Source organism: Paracoccus sp. S1E-3 (genome assembly GCF_013868135.1).
In the GTDB taxonomy this organism is placed as follows: domain Bacteria; phylum Pseudomonadota; class Alphaproteobacteria; order Rhodobacterales; family Rhodobacteraceae; genus Paracoccus.
This window is the reverse complement of the sequence record NZ_JACEMU010000013.1, coordinates 1-13,651: the sequence shown is the minus strand read 5'-3', so window position 1 is coordinate 13,651 and position 13,651 is coordinate 1. Positions and strand designations below refer to the sequence as shown.

The following is a 13,651-nucleotide window of genomic DNA, read 5'->3' as shown; positions in this document are numbered from 1 at the left end:
TTGACCACCTATCTCAATTTCATCGACGGGCAGTTCGTCAAAGGCTCGGCCCAGCCCTTCGCCAACCATTTCCTGACCACGGGCGAGGTCATCGGCGAGGTCTCCGCCGCCGGCCGGGCCGAGGTCGATGCCGCCGTGGGTGCCGCCCGCGCGGCGCTGAAAGGTCCATGGGGCCGGATGCCGGTAGCCGAACGCGTGGCGCTGCTGCGCAAGCTGGCCGATGGCATCAACGCCCGTTTCGACGAGTTTCTGGCGGCCGAGATCCGCGATACCGGCAAGCCGCGTTCCATTGCCAGCCATATCGATATCCCGCGCGGCGCGGCGAATTTCAACGTGTTCGCCGACCAGATACTGACCGCCTCGACCGAAACCTTCGAGATGGCGACGCAGGACGGCACCGGCGCGCTGAATTATGCCCTGCGCAGCCCGCGCGGCGTGATCGGCGTCGTCTGCCCGTGGAACCTGCCGCTGCTGCTGATGACCTGGAAGGTCGCGCCCGCGCTCGCCTGCGGCAATACCGTGGTGGTGAAACCGTCCGAGGAAACCCCCGCAACCGCCACGCTGCTGGGCGAGGTGATGAATGCGGTCGGCATCCCGCCCGGCGTTTATAACGTGGTCCACGGGCTTGGCCCCGATGCGGCGGGCGAGTTCCTGACCAGCCATCCCGGCGTCGACGGCATCACCTTCACCGGCGAGACCCGCACGGGCGAGGCGATCATGCGCGCCGCCGCCAGGGGCGTGCGCCCGGTCTCGCTGGAACTCGGCGGCAAGAATGCGGGCATCGTCTTTGACGACGCCGATCTGGATGCGGCGCTGGAAGGCATCGGCCGCGCCTGTTTCGCTAATACCGGGCAGGTCTGTCTGGGGACCGAGCGGGTCTATGTCCAGCGTGGCATCTTCGACCGCTTCGCAGAAGGGCTGGCCCAGAAGGCGCGGGGCTATCGCTTCGGCGACCCCTTCGATCCGGCGACGACCATGGGCACCGTCATCAGCGCCGAGCATCGCGACAAGGTTCTGTCCTATTACGCCAAGGCCCGCGAGGCCGGCGCGACCATCCTTGCCGGCGGCGGCGTGCCGGACATGCAGGGCTATGAGAACGGCTATTGGGTCGAACCCACGGTCTGGACCGGTCTGCCCGAGGACAGCGCTGTGGTGCGCGAGGAAATCTTCGGCCCCTGCACGCACCTCACCCCCTTCGACAGCGAAGACGAGGTGACAGCGCTGGCCAATGACACGCCTTACGGCCTCGCCACCTCGATCTGGACCACCAATCTGGGCCGCGCCCATCGCACCGCCAAGGCCGTCGATGTGGGCATCAGCTGGATCAACAGCTGGTTCCTGCGCGACCTGCGCACCGCTTTCGGCGGCTCGAAAGCCAGCGGTATCGGGCGCGAGGGCGGGGTTCATTCGCTGGAATTCTATACCGAACTTCGCAACGTCTGCGTCAAACTCTGAAAGGCCCCGATATGCTGACCGAAGACCAACGCGCGCGCGCGGTTTCAAGCCTGCTGGAAAGTCACCGCACCAAGGTGCAGGGCATGCGCCCATCCGAGATGTTCCCGGCAATCGAGATCGCCGACAGCTATGCGATTTCCTCGGCGGTGGCCGATGCCAAGGTGAAGGCGGGGGCGAAGATCATCGGCCACAAGATCGGCCTGACCTCGAAAGCGATGCAGGCGGCCTCGAAGATCGACGAACCGGATTATGGCTATCTGTTTGACGATCTGGTGCTGTCGGACGGGGCCAAGGTGCCCTTCGACAGTTTCTGCGTGCCCCGCGTCGAACCGGAGCTGACCTTCATCTTGAAGGAGCCTTTGAAGGGCCCGAATGTCGGCTTGGTCGATGTGCTGCGCGCCACCGAATATGTGGTCCCCTCGATCGAGATCATCGATGCCCGCGTGACCGAGCCGCGCAAGATCTTCGACACCGTCGCCGATAATGGTGCGGCGGCGGGGATCGTGCTGGGCGGCCGCCCGGTCCGCCCCGACGAGGTCGATCTGCGCTGGATCGGCGCAGTCTTCTACCGCAATTCGGAGATCGAGGAGACGGGTCTGGCGGCGGGCGTGCTGGGCCATCCGGCGATGGCGATCGCCTGGCTGGCGAACAAGCTCGCGCCTTTCGATGTGACGCTGAAACCCGGCGATCTGATGCTGTCGGGCAGCTTCACCCGCCCGGTCTGGGCCAGGAAAGGCGACACGCTGCATGCCGATTTCGGCCCGCTCGGCAGCGTCGCCGTGCAGTTTGTGTGAGGGGGCGCCATGGAAGCTCCGCGTAACGAGTTCAAACGCCGGCTGCTGACGGGCGAGGCCCTGGACGGGCTGTGGCTGTCACTGGCGAGCCCGATCAGCAGCGAGGCGCTGTCGCTGATCGGCTTCGACTGGCTGCTGTTCGACACCGAACATGCGCCGGTCGATCTGGGGGCGCTGCAACCGCTGCTGCAGGCCGCCGCCGCTGGTCGTTCGGCGGCGGTGGTGCGGCCGGCGTGGAACGACAAGGTGCTGATCAAGCGCGCGCTCGACATGGGCGCGCAGACGCTGCTGATCCCCTTTGTCGAAACGCCTGAGGAAGCCGCTGCCGCCGTCGCCGCCACGCGCTATCCACCGCATGGCATCCGTGGCGTGGCGGGCGGCACGCGGGCCAGCCGCTTCGGGCTGACCAGCGATTATTTCGAGGTGGCGAACGACCAGATCGCGGTTCTGGTCCAGATCGAAACCAGCAGCGCGCTGGAACGGCTGGAGGAGATCGCGGCGGTGCCCGGCGTCGACGGGGTGTTCATCGGGCCTTCGGACCTCGCCGCCTCAATGGGCCATCTGGGCCGCACCGGCGCCGACGAGGTCCAGGCGATGCTGCGCGATACGGCAGCGCGGCTGGGCGCACTTGGCAAGGCGCCCGGCATCCTCGCCACCAATGCCACCGACGCCCGCCGCTATCGCGACTGGGGCTATCAGTTCGTCGCGGGCGCCGTCGATCTCGGGCTGCTGCTGAAAGGTGCGCAAGGGGTGCTGGCCGAGATGCGGGCCGGATGAACGGGCCGAGCCTCAATCGTGGCTGTACTTGCACGCGCCGTGTCTGATGGGGATGGCATAATTTGCTTGCGGGGATGCATTCGCAGCAATGCAAACACCATGCCCGCAACTGCCGAAACCTGAAGGCCACACAGAGAACGCCCGCAGCGTGCGTTCTGTCGCTTTAGCTGCGGCAGGGACAGCGCAGACGCCGTCCCCCCGCAGCGCCCCGGCATCGCGCCACACATGCGCGGGCTGACCCCGCGAAGCGGGGAAGGCATGAAAGAAGAAACGCGCAGGCCAAAGCGGCACCTCTGCCCTCGCTCAGGGGTGCGATCATTGCGGAAACTTTCAAGCTGGGTCGACATCAGCGCTGACGGGATTACGGCTGGCCGACGCGTGCGGGCAGGGGGCGCAGGATGCAGGGAACGTTGATGCGGGTGGGTTGGTCGCGGCCCTCGGCGATGGCGTCGAAGACCTGTTGCAGCATGCTGGAGACATCCTGTTCCACCATTCCGACATTCTGCGGCAGAAGTGCCGCGAAAGGGTCCCAGTCGAAACAGCCCAGCCGCACCCTGTCCATGTCGAGCGTCTCGCTGAGCCAGCGGACCACGCCCTCCATGGTGATGGTGGAATTGACGAAAATGCCGAAACGCGCCGGGAAGTCCCGCCCGATCAGCGCGGTGGCGGCCTTGTCGGGCGAATAGCCGGGCATGATGACCTGCGTGGGGGGCACCGTCAGCCCGGCCTCGTCATGGGCGGCGTGGAAGCCGCGCAGACGTTCCAGCGTGTTGTGGTCCTGCGGCCGGCCGCCGATGAACCACAGGGGCGAGGGCGCGCCGAAATCCTGTGACAGCCGCGACAGGATCAGCCGGGTCAGGTCGCGGGCGCCACCGAAATTGTCAGACACCACCGAGGGCGCCCTGCGGCCCGGCAGGTCGAGATTGATGACCCTGACCCCCGCTGCTGCGCAGAAATCGGCGATCCGGTCCGGGTCGGTGGCGCCGGTCACCACCAGCGCCTCGGCCTGATAGGAGATCATCTCGCGCGCCGCCTCGAATTCCAGGTCGGGATCGCGCTGGGTGCAGGTGATGACGGGGAACAGGCCGCGCGCGCGCGCCATGGTTTCGAACCGCTCGGCAATGGCGCCGAAATAGCGGTTGTCATATTTGGGCACGATCATCCCGATGATATGCGACCGCTCGCGTCGCAGCAGGCTGGCCTGCAGATTCACCGCATAGCCCTGTTCGGTCGCAATCCGGGTCACCCGCTCAGCCGTCGCCGCGCTGATTCGGCGCTTCTTCCAGGTGCCGTTCAGGATCGCGCTGACGGCGCTGGGACTGGAACCGGCGATCTGCGCCAGATCGTAGATCGTGGGCCGCCGTGAAGAATTGCTGCTGTTTTCGGCCATGTGATCCCATCCCCCGCGACGAGAAAACCGCGCCACATGCCGCCATCTTGACAGCCTCGCGGGGCTAAGGCAATCTTGCTGCATCGATTGAGCATCCATGCTGCATCGGTTGCGCTGCAGGGAGGGCGCGCGGAGGAAAGTCATCTGTTGCAGGCATCGCGACCGCTTTGGCGGGGTGGTCTGTCATGACTTTCAGCCGGGCGCACCAAGTCGCCTGCGCATGTCAAACAGGGAGGTTTCTTGAGGATGAAGACCAGATATTCCATTGCCGCCGCATCGGTCCTGATGGCCGGCGTGCTGGGCGGCGCCGCCTTGGCGCAGGAGGCCGCGACCGTGGCCTTCCTGATGCCGGATCAGGCCTCGACCCGCTACGAGGAGCATGACTTCCCCGGTTTTCAGGCCGCGATGAAGGAGCTTTGCGCCGATTGCACGGTGATCTATCAGAACGCCAATGCCGATGTGTCGCTGCAGCAGCAGCAGGTGAACTCGGTCATTGCGCAGGGCGCCAAGGTCATCGTGCTGGACCCGGTCGACAGCGCGGCGGCGGCCGGGCTGGTGCAGATGGCCCAAAGCCAGGGCATCAAGATCATTGCCTATGACCGTCCGATCCCCGACATGCCGGCGGATTACTATGTCTCCTTCGACAATGAGGGGATCGGCGCGGCGATTGCCCAGTCGCTGGTCGATCACCTGAAGGCCGAGGGCGTGGCCGATGGCGCGGGCGTGCTGCAGATCAATGGCTCGCCCACCGATGCGGCAGCGGGGCTGATCCGGGACGGGATCGACAAGTCGCTGGATGCATCGGCCTATAAAACGCTGGCCGAATACGACACGCCGGACTGGGCGCCGCCGAAGGCGCAGGAATGGACCGCAGGGCAGATCACCCGCTTCGGCAATGAAATCACCGGCATCGTCGCGGCCAATGACGGCACCGCGGGTGGCGCGATCGCCGCTTTGAAAGCGGCGGGCGTGGACCCGTTGCCCCCGGTCACCGGCAATGATGCGACCATTGCGGCGCTGCAGCTGATCATCGCGGGCGACCAGTACAACACCATCTCGAAACCGTCCGAGATCGTCGCCAAGGCCGCTGCCGAAGTGGCGGTGAAGTTCCTGAAAGGCGAAACGCCCGAGGCCAAGACGACGCTGTACAACACGCCGTCCGAGCTGTTCGTGCCCGCCGTCGTCACGCGCGAGAACATCAAGGCAGAGATCTTCGACAAGGGGATCCAGACCCCCGAACAGATCTGCACCGCCGATTATGCCGATGCCTGCAAGGAACTGGGCATCACCCAGTAACCGTCGGGCGCGCGGCTCCGCGCCGCGCGCCATCATCCGGGGAGGAGACAGCGAATGGCCACCAGCCAACCGACCACGCATGCCGCCAAGGGCGAGCCGATCCTGAAACTGCGCGGCGTGTCCAAACAGTTCGGGGCGGTTTCCGCGCTGACCGATATCGATCTGGACATCAACGCGGGCGAGGTCGTGGCCCTCGTGGGCGATAACGGCGCGGGCAAATCGACGCTGGTCAAGGTGCTGGCCGGTGTGCATCAGCCGACCGCCGGCAGCATCGAATTCATGGGTCAGCCGGTGACGCTGGACAGCCCCGGCAAGGCGCTGGAAATGGGCATCGCGACAGTGTTTCAGGACTTGGCCCTGTGCGAGAATCTCGACGTGGTCGCAAACCTGTTTCTGGGTCACGAACTGAAGCCCTGGGCGCTCGACGAGGTGCAGATGGAGGTCCGGGCCTGGACCCTGCTGCGCGAGCTGGCCGCGCGCATCCCCTCGGTCCGCGAGCCCATCGCGTCGCTCTCGGGCGGGCAGCGCCAGACCGTCGCCATCGCCCGCTCGCTGCTGCTCGACCCCAAGATCATCATGCTGGATGAACCGACCGCCGCGCTTGGCGTGGCCCAGACCGCCGAGGTGCTGAACCTGATTGAGCGGGTGCGCGATCGCGGGCACGGCGTCGTCCTGATTTCGCACAATATGGAAGACGTGCGCGCCGTCGCCGACCGCATCGTGGTGCTGCGTCTGGGTCGCAACAACGGCATCTTCACCGCCGAGACCTCGAATTCCGAACTGGTCGCCGCCATCACCGGGGCCACCGAAAACGCCGTTTCGCGCCGTCGCGCCCGCAAGGAAGAACTGGAGCAGCCCGCATGAGCGATCCGAACAAACCCGCCGCGCTCGACCGGTCCGACAGCCGCGTCCGCCATGACGAGGGCATTGGCGGCGCCATCCGTGCCTTTGTCGACCGCGTCCGTTCGGGCGATCTGGGCATGCTGCCCGTCGCTGTCGGGCTGGTGCTGATTTCCGCCGTCTTCGCCTCGCTGAACCCTGTCTTTCTGGCGCCGAACAACCTGGTGAACCTGTTGTTCGATGCTGCCGCCGTGGGCTGCATCTCGCTCGGCATCGTCTGCGTGCTGATCCTTGGCGAGATCGACCTGTCCGTCGGATCGATGAGCGGGCTTGCCTCGGCGCTGATCGGGGTTCTTTGGGCCAATATGGGCCTGCCGGTGGCGGTGGCGATCCTCGCCGCATTGGCGGCGGGCGCGGTCATGGGCATGATCTATGCCACGCTGCTGAACCGGTTCGGCATGCCCAGCTTCGTCTCCACCCTGTCGGGGCTGCTGGCGCTGCTGGGGATGCAGCTTTACATCCTCGGGCCGACCGGCTCGATCAACCTCAGCTACAATTCGGCGCTGGTGAAATTCGGCCAGATCCTGATCATGCCGCATTGGTTGAGCCTTCTGCTGGCGATCCTGCCGGGCGTCGTCATGGTGGTGAACGGGCTGTCCGTCATGCGCCGCCGGGCCGCCGCGAACCTGTCCAGCCCCGGCCTCAGCGTGCTATTGGCCAAGGCCGGTCTGCTGACCGCGGCGCTGCTGATTGCGGTGGTCTACCTGAATCAGGGGCGCGGCGTGCCCTATATGTTCGGGCTGTTCGTGCTGCTGGTGGTGGTGATGAACTATCTGCTGACGCGTACGAAATGGGGCCGCTCGATGTTCGCGGTCGGCGGCAACCGCGAGGCGGCCCGGCGTTCCGGCATCAACGTCAACCGCATCCGCATGAGCGCCTTCATGCTGTGCTCCTCGCTGGCGGCATTGGGCGGCGTTCTGGCCTCGGCGCGCCTCGCCACCGCCAGCCAGCAGGCGGGAACGGGTGACGTGAACCTGAACGCGATCGCTGCGGCGGTGATCGGCGGCACCTCGCTGTTCGGCGGGCGCGGCTCGGCCTGGTCGGCGCTTCTGGGGATCCTGGTCATTCAGGCGATTTCGAACGGGCTGACGCTGCTCAACCTCAGCTCGTCGCTGCGCTACATGATCACCGGCGCTGTTCTGGCCATCGCGGTCATTGTCGACAGCCTGGCCCGCCAGTCCCGTGCCAGCCACGGCCGTGGCTAAGAAGGAAGGAATTTCGATATGACGGATCTGATGAAGGGCAAGGTCGCGGCGATCACCGGCGCGGCCTCGGGGATCGGGCTTGCATGCGCAAAAACCCTGCTGGCCGAGGGCGCAACCGTCGTGCTGATCGACCGCGCCGCCGACCGGCTGGACACGCTCTGCGCCGAGCTGGGGCCGAAGGCGAAGCCGCTGGTCATCGACCTGATGGACGGCGCGCAGGTCGACGGCATCGCCGCGCAGATCGAGGCGCTGGCGGGCGCACCGCTGGACATTCTGCACGCCAATGCCGGCGCCTATATCGGCGGCCCGGCGGCCGAGGGCGACGCCGATGCCTGGGACCGGATGCTGCATCTGAACATCAACGCCGCCTTCCGTTCGGTCCGGGCCGTCCTGCCCGGCATGATCGAGCGGAAGACCGGCGATGTGATCTTCACCTCCTCGGTCGCTGGTGTCGTCCCGGTGGTGTGGGAGCCGGTCTATACCGCCTCGAAATTCGCCGTTCAGGCCTTTCTGCACGCCACCCGCCGGCAGGTCAGTCCGCACGGCATCCGCATGGGCGCGGTTCTGCCGGGCCCGGTGGTGACGGCGCTGCTGGACGACTGGCCCAAGGCCAAGATGGAGGAGGCGCTGGCGAACGGCTCGCTGATGCAGCCGCAAGAGGTCGCCGATGCGGTGCTGTTCATGCTGTCGCGGCCGCGCAACGTGGTCATCCGCGATCTGGTGATCCTGCCCAACAGCGTCGATCTGTGACGCCCCTCAGCGAAGGAGACCGCCATGAGTGACGCCGTTTTCCTGGGCGTGGATGTGGGCACCGGCAGCGCCCGTGCGGGCCTGTTCGATGCACATGGCGCCATGCTTGCCGCAGCCAAGCGCGACATCCGCATGTGGCGCGAGGCGGGCGATGTGGCGGAGCAGTCCAGCGACGATATCTGGGGCGCCATCTGCGCCGCGGTGCGCGAGGCCATGGCCGGAATCGATCCCGCCCGCGTCAAGGGGATCGGCTTCGACGCCACCTGCTCGCTGGTGGTGCTGGGGCCGGGTGGCGCGCCCCTGACCGTCAGCCAAGCGGGCGACGATGCCCGCAACATCATCGTCTGGATGGATCACCGCGCCGTCGATCAGGCCGAACGGATCAACGCCACCGGCCACCAGGTGCTGCGCTATGTCGGCGGCGTCATCTCGCCCGAGATGGAGACGCCCAAGCTGCTGTGGCTGAAGGAGAACCTGCCCGAGACCTATGACGGGGCATGGCAGTTCTTCGATCTCGCAGATTATCTGTCCTGGCGGGCGACCGGTGATCTGGCGCGGTCCACCTGCACGGTCACCTGCAAATGGACCTATCTCGCCCATGAAGGCCGCTGGGACCCGGATTATTTCCGCACCATCGGGCTGAATGATCTGGCCGATCAGGATTTCGCCCGGATCGGCCAGCGGGTCGTGGCGCCGGGCACCCCGCTCGGGGAAGGGCTGACCGATCAGGCCGCCGCCGATCTGGGGCTGAGCCCCGGCACCCCAGTTGCGGCCGGACTGATCGACGCGCATGCCGGCGGCATCGGCACGGTGGGCGCCGAGGGCAGCCCGCAATCCAACCTCGCCTATGTCTTCGGCACCTCCTCCTGCACGATGACCTCGACGGATCAGCCGGTCTTCGTGCCGGGCGTCTGGGGGCCTTATTATCAGGCGATGGTGCCCGGACTGTGGCTGAACGAGGGCGGCCAGTCCGCCGCCGGGGCCGCCATCGATCAATTGCTGTCCTTCCACCCCGCCGCCGCCGAGGCGCGCGAGGCCGCAGCGGCTGCGGGTCAGTCCCTGCCGGTCTGGCTGGCGGCGCGCGCCGAAACGCTGTCCGGATCAGGGGGCGTGGTCGGGCTGGCCCATGGTCTGCATGTGGTGCCCGAGTTTCTGGGCAACCGCGCGCCTTTCGCTGACCCCCATGCCCGCGCCATCATCGCCGGGCTTGGCATGGCGCGGGACGTGGACAGCCTCGTCGCGCTGTATATCGCCGGCCTCTGCGGTGTAGGCTACGGTCTGCGCCAGATCATCGAGACGCAGGACCAGGCGGGTGCTTCGGTCGATCGCATCGTGATCTCGGGCGGGGCGGGGCAATTGCCGCTGATCCGGCAGCTGCTGGCCGATGCCGCCGGCCGCCCGGTCGTCGCGGTCAGCGCCGACGAGCCGGTATTGCTCGGCTCGGCCATGCTCGGCGCGCTCGCGGCGGGGGCATTCGCCTCTATGCCCGAGGCGATGGCGCAGATGACGCATAAATCCTCGGTCTACCAGCCGGAACCGGGGGCCGAGACGGTGCATCAACGCCGCTATGACGCCTTCGTCCGCCTGCAACAGCTCGGCCGCAGCCTGCGCGACTGAATTATGCAGGATCCGGGTGCGTCGCCCCTCCGCATGAGGGCGACGCATCCGCACCTGAGCGCGGCGTGGAGCAGGCGTTGCCGCTGGACCGCGATTTCTGAATGGCTACACTTATGCCTCCGCCGTTCGCGCGGTTCAGGAAGTTGCCGCTGGACCGCGATTTCTGAATGGCTACACTGATCAACTGCCGCGCTGGAACAAGGCGGGCGTTGCCGCTGGACCGCGATTTCTGAATGGCTACACTGCGGTATCGGCACGGCCATCGGTGACAGTCGTTGCCGCTGGACCGCGATTTCTGAAGTAAGCTCCCGGTGAGGACCGTCTGACGCTGAAGGCGGGATGGATGTAGGAGGCTGAAGCTATGGACACCCATAGCTTCAGTTCCCAAGTCGAGGTTCTCTCGGTGACCGATAGTGGTCGGCAGCGTCGCTGGTCGGCTGCCGAGAAGATCCGTATCGTCGAGGAAAGCCTGTCGCGCCCGCGCAGCGTGGCGCTGACGGCGCGGCGTCACGATATCTCTCGCGCGTTGCTGACGCGCTGGCGGAAGGACTATCGCGAGGGCCTTCTCGGAAATGAGCCTGCCCTGACCTTTGCGCCGGTGATGATTGCTGCCGAACCTGTGCCTGTATCGGTATCACCTGCGGCAGAGCTGGAGATCTCCGATGCCGTCACAGTCGCGATCACACTGGTGAATGGCCGGCACCTCGTGGTTCCTGCGGGAATTGACCCGGTCATTCTGGCGCGGCTGCTTCCGGTGCTGGACAGCGCATGATCGCCTTTCCGGCGGGGGCGCGCGTGTGGATTGCAGGCGGGGTGACGGACATGCGGTGCGGGATGAACAGCCTGGCGCTGAAGGTCCAGCAGGGCCTGGGTCGCGATCCGCACGGTGGCGAGATCTTCTGCTTCCGGGGGCGCAAGGGTGACCTGATCAAGGTGTTGTGGCACGACGGGGTCGGCATGTCGCTGTATCTGAAGCGGCTGGAGGCGGGGAAGTTCATCTGGCCGGTGAGCCAGAATGGCTCAGCCGTTCCGGTTTCGGCGGCGCAGCTCGGCTATCTTCTGGAAGGAATCGACTGGCGCAATCCGCGCTGGACGCAGCGGCCTGCCTCGGCGGGTTGATAGTCAAAATACCCTTGTTTTATTGGACTATTCCGGGGTTTCGTGATAGGTCTTCGGCATGTCGGAGACCACCTCGGAGATCGCTGTTCTGCGCGCCGCACTCGCCGCGGCAGAGACTCGCGCATCTGCCGCAGAGGACGCCTTGGTCGCCGCCAAGGGGGAGTTGACCCAGGTTCAGGCGATCGTCTCGGCCTCTGAAGACATGATCCGGCACCTCCGACTGCAGATCGCCAAACTCCGCCGCGAGCAATATGGCCATGGTGCCGAACGCCATGCCCGGCTGATCGAGCAACTGGAGATGCAGCTCGAAGACATCGAGACCGACATTGCCGATGACCGGGCCAAAGCCGAGGCGACGGGCCCGAGGGCGATGGTCGCGGCCTTCGAACGCCGCCGCCCAGCCCGCAAGCCGTTCCCCGAGCATTTGCCCCGCGAGCGCGTCGTGGTTAAGGCGCCGACTTCCTGCACTTGCTGTGGTTCGGCGCGCATCGTGAAGATGGGCGAGGACATCACCGAGACGCTGGAGGTGATCCCGCGGCAGTGGAAGGTCGTGCAAACCGTCCGCGAGAAGTTCACCTGCCGCGACTGCGAGAAGATCAGCCAGCCGCCAGCGCCGTTCCACCCGACACCCCGGGGCTGGGCCGGCCCGAACCTGCTGGCCATGGTGCTGTTCGAGAAGTTTGGCCAGCATCAGCCCCTGAACAGGCAGGCCGAGCGCTATGCGAAGGAGGGCGTCGAGATCAGCCTCTCGACCCTGGCCGATCAGGTCGGGGCCTGTGCCGTGGCGCTGCAGCCGATCCACGATCTGATCCGCGCCCATGTCCTCGGCGCCGAGCGATTGCATGCTGACGACACGACCGTGCCGCTGCTGGCCAAAGGTGGCACGCAAACCGCCCGGCTCTGGACCTATCTGCGGGATGACCGGCCCTTTGCCGGTGGGGCGCCGCCGGCAGCGCTCTATTACTTCTCAACCGACCGCAGGAAAGAACACCCGACCCGGCATTTGACGGGCTGGACCGGCATCCTGCAAGCTGACGCCTATGGCGGTTACAACGATCTCTATCATGCCAGCCACAGGCCCGCGCCGGTGCTGAGCGCGCTGTGCTGGTCGCATGCCCGGCGCAAGTTCTTCGAACTGGCGGATATCAAAGCCACGGCCCGCAAGGGCAGATCGGTGGCCGAGGAGATCTCGCCCATCGCGCTGGAATCGGTCAAACGCTTCGACGCCATCTTCGATGCCGAGCGCGAGATCACCGGCCTGACCGCCGAGGCCCGCCATGACGCCCGTCAGCGGCTGGTGCGCCCGATGGTCCAGGATCTGCACAACTGGTTGCGGACCGAACGCGCCCGAATGTCGAAGCACAACCCCGTCGCCAAGGCGATCAACTACATGTTCGAGGAGGACGGCCGCTGGGACGCCTTCACCTGCTTCCTCGATGATGGCCGCATCTGCCTGACGAACAACGCAGCAGAACGCGCGCTGCGGGGCGTCGCCCTCGGGCGGAAAGCCTGGCTCTTCGCCGGATCTCCGCGCGGTGGCGACCGCGCCGCCTTCATGTATTCCCTGATCGTCACGGCCAAGATGAATGACGTCGACCCGCAGGCTTGGCTGGCCGATGTCCTTGCCCGGCTGCCGGACATACCCCTGTCGCGCCTGCCGGAACTTCTTCCCTGGAACTGGTCGCAAATACCGCAAAGGAGGGCCGCATGACCCTGATCGCCCGCCTCCGGATCCTTCTGAACGACGTCGATCCTCAGCCGATGCGCCATATCGAGGTGCCGCTGAAGATCAGGCTCGACCGGCTGCATGAGGTGGTCCAGGCGGCGATGGGCTGGACGGACACCCATCTCTACGAATTCAGGGCCGGGGGGGCGGGCTGGGGCGTGCCCGGTCCGGACGGATTCTACGACGGCCCGATGCCCGCGAAGAAGGCGACGCTGCAGAAGGTGCTCGAGGATACCGGCGTCAGGACGATCCAGTATGTCTACGACTTCGGCGATGACTGGGACCACAGCATCCGGATCGAGCGGGTCACCGAGGCCACCCCGGGCGTGACCTATCCAAGGCTTCTGAAGGCCAGCGGGGCCTGCCCGCCCGAGGATGTCGGCGGTGCTCCGGGCTACGAGGAATTCCTCGAAGCCCTCGCAGATCCGGACCACGAGCAGCACGACGACATGGTCGGCTGGTCAGGTGCAACCTTCGATCCCGAAGATGCCAGGATCGACAGGATCGTCGAACGCTTTGACCAACTCGCGAAGAAATGGTCCCCGCGGCCCGGCAAGCCCAAAGCACCCAAGCCCACTCCCTGAGCACGGACACCCGTCCGCGGCCTACGCCGGATGGTTAC

Annotated in this window: 13 protein-coding genes and 1 CRISPR repeat array; of the genes, 12 read left to right on the top strand and 1 reads right to left on the bottom strand. The window is 66.2% G+C overall.

The window, feature by feature from the left end; genetic code table 11:
* From H1S04_RS12925 to H1S04_RS12915, 3 genes are read left to right on the top strand one after another with little or no spacing between them, the layout of a single operon-like run.
* A complete protein-coding gene (locus tag H1S04_RS12925; protein ID WP_181745963.1) occupies window positions 1-1,455 on the top strand; it encodes a 2-hydroxymuconic semialdehyde dehydrogenase in 1,455 nt (484 codons plus the stop codon).
* An 11-nt stretch (window positions 1,456-1,466) separates the two neighbouring features.
* Complete coding sequence (hpaH, locus tag H1S04_RS12920; protein ID WP_181745962.1) at window positions 1,467-2,249, top strand: 2-oxo-hept-4-ene-1,7-dioate hydratase; 783 nt, start codon at window positions 1,467-1,469, stop codon at window positions 2,247-2,249.
* Between the two features lie 9 nt (window positions 2,250-2,258).
* Window positions 2,259-3,026, top strand: a complete 768-nt coding sequence (locus tag H1S04_RS12915; RefSeq protein ID WP_181745961.1) for an HpcH/HpaI aldolase/citrate lyase family protein — start codon at window positions 2,259-2,261, stop codon at window positions 3,024-3,026.
* A gap of 361 nt (window positions 3,027-3,387) precedes the next feature.
* On the opposite strand, the gene H1S04_RS12910 is transcribed toward H1S04_RS12915, so the two are convergent.
* On the bottom strand, window positions 3,388-4,416 hold the full coding sequence (locus H1S04_RS12910) for a LacI family DNA-binding transcriptional regulator (protein WP_181745960.1): 1,029 nt from the start codon (window positions 4,414-4,416) through the stop codon (window positions 3,388-3,390).
* Window positions 4,417-4,662: 246 nt separating this feature from the next.
* Here H1S04_RS12910 and H1S04_RS12905 point away from each other — a divergent pair, with 246 nt between their 5' ends.
* The 9 genes from H1S04_RS12905 to H1S04_RS12865 all read left to right on the top strand — a co-directional run bounded on the left by H1S04_RS12905 (window position 4,663) and on the right by H1S04_RS12865 (window position 13,613).
* The gene (locus H1S04_RS12905; RefSeq protein WP_181745959.1) at window positions 4,663-5,712 is read left to right on the top strand and encodes a sugar ABC transporter substrate-binding protein; all 1,050 of its coding nucleotides are present in this window, start codon (window positions 4,663-4,665) and stop codon (window positions 5,710-5,712) included.
* Window positions 5,713-5,766: 54 nt separating this feature from the next.
* Complete coding sequence (locus H1S04_RS12900) at window positions 5,767-6,576, top strand: ATP-binding cassette domain-containing protein (RefSeq protein ID WP_181745958.1); 810 nt, start codon at window positions 5,767-5,769, stop codon at window positions 6,574-6,576.
* Window positions 6,573-7,817 (top strand): sugar ABC transporter permease, encoded by a 1,245-nt coding sequence (locus H1S04_RS12895; RefSeq protein ID WP_181745957.1) that lies wholly within the window; start codon window positions 6,573-6,575, stop codon window positions 7,815-7,817. Before H1S04_RS12900 ends, H1S04_RS12895 begins: the two co-directional genes overlap by 4 nt.
* A gap of 18 nt (window positions 7,818-7,835) precedes the next feature.
* Complete coding sequence (locus H1S04_RS12890; RefSeq protein WP_181745956.1) at window positions 7,836-8,567, top strand: SDR family oxidoreductase; 732 nt, start codon at window positions 7,836-7,838, stop codon at window positions 8,565-8,567.
* 24 nt (window positions 8,568-8,591) lie between these two features.
* The gene (locus H1S04_RS12885) at window positions 8,592-10,184 is read left to right on the top strand and encodes an FGGY-family carbohydrate kinase (protein ID WP_181745955.1); all 1,593 of its coding nucleotides are present in this window, start codon (window positions 8,592-8,594) and stop codon (window positions 10,182-10,184) included.
* 75 nt (window positions 10,185-10,259) lie between these two features.
* Window positions 10,260-10,495: a CRISPR direct-repeat array (repeat unit 36 nt; unit sequence GTTGCCGCTGGACCGCGATTTCTGAATGGCTACACT).
* A gap of 50 nt (window positions 10,496-10,545) precedes the next feature.
* The gene (locus tag H1S04_RS12880; protein ID WP_181745531.1) at window positions 10,546-10,956 is read left to right on the top strand and encodes a transposase; all 411 of its coding nucleotides are present in this window, start codon (window positions 10,546-10,548) and stop codon (window positions 10,954-10,956) included.
* Window positions 10,953-11,303, top strand: a complete 351-nt coding sequence (gene tnpB / locus H1S04_RS12875) for an IS66 family insertion sequence element accessory protein TnpB (RefSeq protein ID WP_112312267.1) — start codon at window positions 10,953-10,955, stop codon at window positions 11,301-11,303. The genes H1S04_RS12880 and tnpB overlap by 4 nt, the downstream gene beginning before the upstream one ends.
* A 58-nt stretch (window positions 11,304-11,361) precedes the next feature.
* A complete protein-coding gene (locus tag H1S04_RS12870; RefSeq protein ID WP_181745530.1) occupies window positions 11,362-13,014 on the top strand; it encodes an IS66 family transposase in 1,653 nt (550 codons plus the stop codon).
* Window positions 13,011-13,613, top strand: coding sequence for a plasmid pRiA4b ORF-3 family protein (locus H1S04_RS12865; protein ID WP_181745529.1), 603 nt, complete (start codon window positions 13,011-13,013; stop codon window positions 13,611-13,613). The genes H1S04_RS12870 and H1S04_RS12865 overlap by 4 nt, the downstream gene beginning before the upstream one ends.
* Window positions 13,614-13,651 lie beyond the last annotated feature (38 nt).

What these genes read in the sequence shown, in the direction of transcription:
- tnpB (WP_112312267.1), top strand. Translation starts at nt 10,953, where the DNA reads ATGATCGCCTTTCCGGCGGGGGCGCGCGTGTGGATTGCAGGCGGGGTG.
- H1S04_RS12900 (WP_181745958.1), top strand. Translation starts at nt 5,767, where the DNA reads ATGGCCACCAGCCAACCGACCACGCATGCCGCCAAGGGCGAGCCGATC.
- H1S04_RS12895 (WP_181745957.1), top strand. Translation starts at nt 6,573, where the DNA reads ATGAGCGATCCGAACAAACCCGCCGCGCTCGACCGGTCCGACAGCCGC.
- H1S04_RS12880 (WP_181745531.1), top strand. Translation starts at nt 10,546, where the DNA reads ATGGACACCCATAGCTTCAGTTCCCAAGTCGAGGTTCTCTCGGTGACC.
- H1S04_RS12870 (WP_181745530.1), top strand. Translation starts at nt 11,362, where the DNA reads ATGTCGGAGACCACCTCGGAGATCGCTGTTCTGCGCGCCGCACTCGCC.
- H1S04_RS12910 (WP_181745960.1), bottom strand. Translation starts at nt 4,416, where the DNA reads ATGGCCGAAAACAGCAGCAATTCTTCACGGCGGCCCACGATCTACGAT.
- H1S04_RS12890 (WP_181745956.1), top strand. Translation starts at nt 7,836, where the DNA reads ATGACGGATCTGATGAAGGGCAAGGTCGCGGCGATCACCGGCGCGGCC.
- H1S04_RS12865 (WP_181745529.1), top strand. Translation starts at nt 13,011, where the DNA reads ATGACCCTGATCGCCCGCCTCCGGATCCTTCTGAACGACGTCGATCCT.
- H1S04_RS12915 (WP_181745961.1), top strand. Translation starts at nt 2,259, where the DNA reads ATGGAAGCTCCGCGTAACGAGTTCAAACGCCGGCTGCTGACGGGCGAG.
- H1S04_RS12885 (WP_181745955.1), top strand. Translation starts at nt 8,592, where the DNA reads ATGAGTGACGCCGTTTTCCTGGGCGTGGATGTGGGCACCGGCAGCGCC.
- H1S04_RS12905 (WP_181745959.1), top strand. Translation starts at nt 4,663, where the DNA reads ATGAAGACCAGATATTCCATTGCCGCCGCATCGGTCCTGATGGCCGGC.
- hpaH (WP_181745962.1), top strand. Translation starts at nt 1,467, where the DNA reads ATGCTGACCGAAGACCAACGCGCGCGCGCGGTTTCAAGCCTGCTGGAA.